4 protein-coding genes and 1 pseudogene are annotated in these 6,397 nt (G+C 69.5%); 1 reads left to right on the plus strand and 4 read right to left on the minus strand.

Translation table 11 applies throughout. The annotated features are described in order from the left end of the window. Positions 1-251 precede the first annotated feature (251 nt). From D452_RS0101720 to cofD, 4 genes are all read right to left on the minus strand, one after another. The gene (locus tag D452_RS0101720; protein ID WP_017542431.1) at positions 252-1,268 is read right to left on the minus strand and encodes a chitinase; all 1,017 of its coding nucleotides are present in this window, start codon (positions 1,266-1,268) and stop codon (positions 252-254) included. Positions 1,269-1,411: 143 nt separating this feature from the next. Next, positions 1,412-3,004, minus strand: a complete 1,593-nt coding sequence (locus D452_RS0101725; RefSeq protein ID WP_017542432.1) for a Na+/H+ antiporter — start codon at positions 3,002-3,004, stop codon at positions 1,412-1,414. A gap of 90 nt (positions 3,005-3,094) precedes the next feature. After that, positions 3,095-4,438, minus strand: coding sequence for a coenzyme F420-0:L-glutamate ligase (locus tag D452_RS0101730; protein ID WP_239646306.1), 1,344 nt, complete (start codon positions 4,436-4,438; stop codon positions 3,095-3,097). Next, positions 4,435-5,424, minus strand: coding sequence for a 2-phospho-L-lactate transferase (gene cofD, locus D452_RS0101735; RefSeq protein WP_017542434.1), 990 nt, complete (start codon positions 5,422-5,424; stop codon positions 4,435-4,437). Before cofD ends, D452_RS0101730 begins: the two co-directional genes overlap by 4 nt. A 245-nt stretch (positions 5,425-5,669) precedes the next feature. Between cofD and D452_RS0101740 the strand changes: the two are divergent. After that, positions 5,670-6,397: pseudogene (locus D452_RS0101740) on the plus strand (hypothetical protein); the annotation flags it as partial.

Raw genomic sequence — 6,397 nt, forward strand, 5'->3', positions numbered from 1 at the left:
CCCGGTATCACGACGCGGCGCTCGTCGCTTCCGACCCTGAGGCCTGAACTTTCCACAGGAACACCTGGAAGGGTTTTACCCGAGGGAACCCGCAGTGCCCATTCTCTGGGTTTGGGTCCGGGCAACGAAGGAGGGGCGGCACGCCGGGGGGATGGCGTCCCGCCCCTTTTTTCTCGGGGCGGCCCGTCGGGGATGGGAGTGAGGCGACGGGGCGCTGACCGCGGGGTGGGAGTAACCCCGCGGGGTCGGGGTTACTGGAGTCGGGCCGAGATGGTGTTCGCGAAGTCGTAGTTGTTGGTGGCGTCCCAGTTGATGGACCAGGTCATCACGCCGCCGATCTGCCCGTACGGGGTGTCGGGGGAGAAGGAGCCGCAGTCGCTGCCGGTCTCGAGGCAGTCCAGGGCGGAGACGATGCCGCTGGGCGCCAGGTAGCCGCCTCCGGCGGCGGAGGGGACGGCGGGCAGGCCCAGGCCGACCTGGTCGGGGCTCAGGCCCATCTCCAGCTGGATGCAGGCCAGCGCGGCGACGAAGTCGCTCGTGCCCTGCTGGTACACGCTGTCGTCACAACCGAGCATGGAACCCGAGTTGTAGTACTGCATGTTCACGATGGTGAGGATGTCGGAGATGTTGCTGGCCAGCTGGTAGTACCCGGCGCTGGGGCTCTGGAAGTCGATGGTCTGGGGGGCCATCGCGATGATGAGCTCGGACCCGGCCTGGCCGCTGAGGTCCTGGAGGGCGCTCGTCATGTGCTCGGCGTCGATGCCGTGCTCCAGGTCGATGTCCACGCCGTCGAACCCGTAGTCCTGCATGAGTTCGTAGGTGGTGTCGGCGAAGTTCTGCGCCTGGGTGGGGTTGGTGACGTCCACGTGGCCGAGCTCGCCGCCCACGGAGATGATCACCTTGCGGCCCTCGGCCTGGATGGCGGCGATGTCCTCGCGGAACTCCGCGTCGGTGTAACCGTTGAGCTCGTCGCTGGCCAGGTTGAAGGTGATGCCGCCGTCGAGCTCGGGGTGGTTGTCGGCGAAGGCCACCGCCACGAGGTTGTACTCGCTGGGGATGTCGGACAGCGGCATCACGGTGGAGCCGTTGTCGAAGTTGTGCCAGTAGCCGGTGAGCCACTGGCTGGTCTGTTGGGTCTCGACCGTTTCGGGGGTGGTCGAGGCCTGTGCGGGTTCCGGGGCCAGTGCGCCGCCTGAGGTGACGAACGCGGTGGCCGCCGCGGCGAGGCCGCTGAGGATCGCGAGCCTGGTGTTCCGGGTGTTGAGCATGGGGAGTGCTCCTTTCGCCGAGCGGGGTGACGAAGGCGTGCTCTGTGAGCCGGTAATTGTTAGGAAACTTTAAAGTTACGGTCCGCGACAGTCAACGGAAACGGTTAGGAAAGTTTGTGGTTTTCTTGGGCACCCGGTACCAGTCACATTCCGTAGTGACCGCTCCCGCTGTCCCGAATGTCCAGGTCACGCGCGAGCTTCGTGAACACGTCGTAGTCGATGTCCCCCGAGCGGTACAGGGACATGAGGGAGTCACGGCGGGCCTGGTTGATCTGGGCCAGCGTCTCCCTGCGGTCCCGGGCGTCCTCCTTGACCTGGGCCAGGTCGGTTCCGTCCCCGTCCAGCAGCCCCTTCACGTGCCCGATCCGCTTGCTGAACCGATCGCGCATGGCGTCCGCTGACTTGTCGTCCAGATCACCCTCGGTGAGCATCTCGTCCACCTTGCGCACGGCCGCGCAGTCCATCTCGTACTCCGCGCGCAGGAACTCCTTGTGTCGGGTGCCCTCGTCGGTCAGTCCCAACTTGCGCAGCAGCCACGGAAGTGTCGTGCCCTGACCCACGAGCGTGCCCATCACGACCACGCCCGCGATGAAGATCAGCGCGCCCCGCTCCGTGAACTCCTGCCCTTGCAGGGTCGCGGGCAACGACAGCGCGATCGCCAGGGACAGCGCCCCGCGCATCCCGCTCCAGCCGATCGCCACGCGCTCACGGAAGCTCGACACGTCCAGTTCGGATCTGGTCAGGAAGCGTTGCACTGACGTCAGGATCAACATCAGCACCATGCGCAACACCATCGCGGTGACCATCACCACCAGCGCCACCGCCAGCAACTGGACGAACGCGAAGTTCTCCCGCACCGCCCGCACCACGGAGTCCAACTGCAACCCCAGGAGCACGAACAGCATCGCCTCCAGCAGGCTCACCAGGGTCCGCCAGACGGTCTGGCCGCTCACCCTCACCCGGGGCGGCAACAGCCCCTCACCGTGGGTGCCCAGGTAGAACCCGGCCACCACGGCCGACAGGACCCCGGAGAACCCCGACATCTCGGAGGGGATGTAGGCCACGAAGGGAGTGATGAGCACCGTCATCAACTGGAGGGAGGGGTCCTGGATACGACTGCGCCCCCACGCGATCACCACCGCGACCACCACGCCGTAGAGCAGCCCGCCCAGCACCACCTTGCCCAGCTCCAGGACGGCGTCCCCCGGCGTGAGCGGTCGCATCATGGCGGTGATGGCCAGACTGAACAGGGTCAGCGCGACCCCGTCGTTGATCAGGGACTCACCCTCGAGGATGGTCAACACCCGGCGCGGGGTGCCCGCCCTCTTGAGGATCGCCGAGGCCGCCACCGCGTCGGTCGGGGCGATCGCCGCGCCCAGCGCGATCGCGGCGGGCCAGCCCGCGTCGGGGATCAGCAGGTGGATGACGGCGGCCAGACCGAACGCCGTCGCCAGCGTCATCCCCACCGACATCACGATGATGGGCCGCGCCAGGTCCCGCATGTCCCTGGGAGAGGAGAAGAACGCCGCGTTGTAGATCAACGGCGGCAGGAACACCAGGAGGACGACCTCCGGTGCGATGGACATCGAGTTCATCCACGGCACCACCCCGAGGAGCATGCCGAGCATCACCAGGACCACCGCGCCCGGAATCCTGATCCGCCCGGCGACCAGCTGGCCCACGATGACCGCGACCACCACGACCAGCGTGGCGATCACGTAGTGCTCGACGGACATCCCGGCTCCCTCCGACGGCCCAGCCCCCGCCCCAGCATGCCGGGGCGGGGACGGGCCGCGACGGAGGACGCGCCGCCGACGACCCCGGGGTCAGCGCACCACCATGAAGGCGTCCGGGTCCCGGGGCGGACGGTCCTTGGGCGCCTCGGCCGCGTAGCCCACGGCCACCGCGCCCATCGGACGCCAGTCCTCGGGTACGTCCAGGACCTCCCGCACCACGTCGGCGCAGAACATCGTGGAGGAGATCCACGCCGAGCCCAGGCCCTCCATGGCCAGGCCCACCAGCAGGCTCTGCACCCCCGCGCCCATGGCCACGAGGAACATCGACCGCTCGGCGTCGGCGCGACGCTCGTCCGGATACGGGTGGGCCCCGTCCGCGACCAGGAACGGCACCACCAGGCTGGGCGCGCCGCGCAGCACGTCGCCGCGCCTGGTCCGCCTCGCGATCTGCTCCTCCGTGAACCCGTCGCCGCGCAGGTCCTCCACCCAGGCCCCGAGCATCGCGTCGAGCAGCCGCTGACGGGTCTGCGCGGACTCCACCAGGACGAACCGCCAGGGAGTGGTGTGGTGCGGCGCCGGGGCGGTCACGGCGGTGGCCACCGCACGGCGCACCAGGGAGGGATCCACCGGCTGTTCGGTGAAGGAGCGCACGGTCCGCCGGGCCGCCACCACGTCCCGGGAGCCGTAGCGGAACAGGTCGTCGTCGGCGGGGCGGATCAGTACCGCCGCCCCGGGGCCGTCCTCCTCGGTGACCAGGTCGCCCAGGCCCGAGACCACGGCCACCGGTACCCCGGCGGTCTTGCCCTTGACCAGCTCACCGGCGGCGGCGACCTCGTCGGCCACCGCGTTGATCGTCGCCTCCATGACGTTGCCCTGGGCGTCGGTGGTGCCGCGCAGGTCCTGGATCGCGGTGATCCCGGCCGCGCCGATGGCCACGTCGGTCTGGCCCATGCGCCAGGGGCGGCCGAACGTGTCCGAGACCACCACGCCCACGCGAACGCCCAGGAGTACGGCCAGGCGGGCACGCAGGGCGCGCGCCGAGGCGTCGGAGTCCTCGGGAAGCAGGAGCACGGTGCCGGGAGCGACGTTCGAGGCGTCCACTCCGGCGGCGGCCATGACCAGGCCCGACCGGTGCTGCGCGATCCGGATGTGGCCCATCCGCGCCACCACCCGCTCGGTCTCGGCGTCGATCGCCGCCTCCCGGTCGTCACCCGGCTGGGAACGCCCCTCGGCCTTGCTCACGATCTTGGAGGTGACCACCAGGACGTCGCCGTCCACCAGCGGTTGGCCGGAAGCGGCCACGGCCCCGGCGATCAGCGCGGCGAGGTCGTCGCCCGCGCGCACCTCGGGGATGCCGGGAAGCCCGCGGACCCGCAGCTCGCTCACCCTTGGTGGGGACTCCTGGCCGCGCTCCGAGCGCGTCGGGACGGTCACCGGTCCCGCTCCCCTCGCGCGGACAGCTCGACGGCCAGGTCCACGGCGGCGCGGGCGAGCGCCTCGGTGGACTCCGGGTCGCTCATGTACAGCGGGCGGGACCGCACCTCCACACCGTCCACCTTGGTGTCGGCGTCGGCCTCGTCCACCAGCCAGCCGTCCAGCAGATCGGAGCCGAGGTGGTCGGCGACCGCGCCCGCGCTGGTCTCCACGCCGATGGCGCTCAGGCAGGCGTCCGCCATCCCGCGCACGGGGGCGCCGCCGATGATCGGTGAGACGCCCACCACGGTCTTGCCCACCATGGCCTCGCGGATGCCCTCGATGTTGAGGACGGAGCCCACGCTCACCACGGGGTTGGACGGCGGGATGATCACGGCGTCGGCGTTGCGGATGGCGCGGATCACGCCGGGGGCGGGCTTGGCCTTCTCGGCGCCCATGCTGATGATCTGCTCGGCGGGCAGCGCGGCCCGGTGCCTGATCCACCACTCCTGGAAGTGGATGGCCCGGCGCCCCTCCTCGTCGTTGACGATCACGTGCGTCTCGACCTGGTCGTCGGTCATCGGGATGAGTCGTACTCCCGGTTGCCAGCGGTCGCACAGGGCCGTGGTGATGGCGGAGAGGGGGTACCCGGCGGCGATCATCTGGGCCCGGACGATGTGGGTGGCGGTGTCGCGGTCACCCAGCCCGAACCAGGTGGGCTTCATGCCGTAGGCCGCCAGCTCCTCCTTGACCGTGAAGGTCTCGTCGGTACGGCCCCAGCCCTGCTCCTCGTTGATCCCGCCGCCGAGGGTGTACATGACGGTGTCCAGATCCGGGCAGATCCGGAGACCGAAGAGGGTGATGTCGTCACCGGTGTTGCCGATGACGGTGATCTGGTGGTCTGTGGCCTGGTCGGACTCGGTCGCGGCGCCGATTCCCAGTGTGGCCTTGAGGCCACGGAGGAAGCGCGCGCCGCCGATACCGCCAGCCGGTACGACTATCCGCATGCGTCCAAGTCTGGCAGGCTGGGGGCGAGTATGGGTCGTCTGCCCCTCCGTGGGTACGATCCAGCGTGACCCTTCCGGTACCGACGGTGTGTGAACCATCGGACGGTGGTCGCCATCCCACTTCATCGGCCCCGCGTTCGCTGTCCCCATGTCTCTCGAGCGCGCCCTGGCCGATTCACCCGACAGCCCGACGATATGCCAAGCTTCCTCCGACGCGACGGCGAAGCAGCAGAGGGGAACCTCTCTTGAACAACGAAACACTCGACCGCCTGCGCCTGCCCGGGGCCTGGGTCCTGCTCGGTGCCCTGGGCGTCCACATGCTCGCCGGGCTCATCTCGGTGATCATCAGCTCCAGCGCACAGGGCTACAGCTTCCCGCTGGCGATGGTGGCGAACGGTGGCGACTTCTTCGGATTCACCGTCACTCTCCTGCTCGTGGTCGTGGTCGGCCTGGTGCTGACCAGCGAGCGGACCCGCCCCAACTCCTTCCCCGTGATCCTGACCTCGATGATCCTGGTCGGTGTCGGTCTGCTCTTCTGCCTGATCGCGTTGATCAGCGGCTTCATCGACATCCGTCCGGGTGAGGGCGGCATGGCGTTCGCCGGGTTCCTGGGCCGTGCGGCCCAGGGTGCGGTGCTCGGTTTCTTCGGGTTCTACCTGATCAAGATCTTCAACGACCCGACCGTGGTGCCCCGGGCGCAGCCGCAGCAGCAGATGTACAACCAGCAGCCGTTCCCGCCCGCGACCGGCGCGCAGCAGTCCTTCGCTCCGGCGGGCTACCCGTCCACCGACCCGGCCGTCGCCCAGCAGCAGGCCTACGGTTACGACGCCGCCGCCCAGCAGCAGGCCGCGTACGGTCAGGATGCCGCCGCTCAGCAGCAGGCCGCCTACGGTTACGACGCCTCGGGTCAGCAGGCCGCCTATGGTCAGGACGCCGCTGCTCAGCAGCAGGCGTACGGGACCGGCGCCCAGCA

Origin of the sequence: Nocardiopsis prasina DSM 43845, assembly GCF_000341265.1 — a bacterium.
GTDB lineage: Bacteria > Actinomycetota > Actinomycetes > Streptosporangiales > Streptosporangiaceae > Nocardiopsis > Nocardiopsis prasina.

Excerpts from the sequence above, each read along its gene's own strand:
- D452_RS0101720 (WP_017542431.1), bottom strand. The coding sequence starts at position 1,268 with ATGCTCAACACCCGGAACACCAGGCTCGCGATCCTCAGCGGCCTCGCC.
- D452_RS0101725 (WP_017542432.1), bottom strand. The coding sequence starts at position 3,004 with ATGTCCGTCGAGCACTACGTGATCGCCACGCTGGTCGTGGTGGTCGCG.
- cofD (WP_017542434.1), bottom strand. The coding sequence starts at position 5,424 with ATGCGGATAGTCGTACCGGCTGGCGGTATCGGCGGCGCGCGCTTCCTC.